This is a genomic window from Halostella sp. PRR32, from assembly GCF_034808085.1.
Lineage (GTDB): Archaea > Halobacteriota > Halobacteria > Halobacteriales > Natronoarchaeaceae > Halostella > Halostella pelagica.
The window spans coordinates 1-261 of sequence record NZ_JAXHGL010000185.1; the positions used below are offsets into that span (position 1 = coordinate 1).

The 261-nt window shown below is 69.7% G+C and carries 1 protein-coding gene; it reads right to left on the minus strand.

From position 1 onward, the window contains the following. Positions 1–190, minus strand: a 190-nt coding sequence (locus SM753_RS20825) for a hypothetical protein (RefSeq protein ID WP_323192957.1), incomplete at its 3' end; no start/stop codon positions are given. Positions 191–261: the final 71 nt, after the last annotated feature.

Below are 261 nucleotides of genomic sequence, written 5' to 3' on the forward strand. Positions count from 1 at the left end.
GCGGCTTCGTCGACGGCGAGTCCGGGTCCCACCGGTAGATCGAGAAGGTCTTGGTGTTGGGGGCGGCGGCCTTGGATGGAGGCGCGGGGGCGGAGGAGTGGGGCTTAGACGCGACGAGGCGGGCCGAGAGGGCGGGCGACAGGAGGGCGCGCGCCGCCGGCGAGCGGCGGAGGAGGGCGGCGGCGGCCATGGGTGCGGGTGCGATTCACTTTCTCTCTGTCCCCTTTTTTATTGGGAGGGGACAGAGAGAAAGTGAATCGC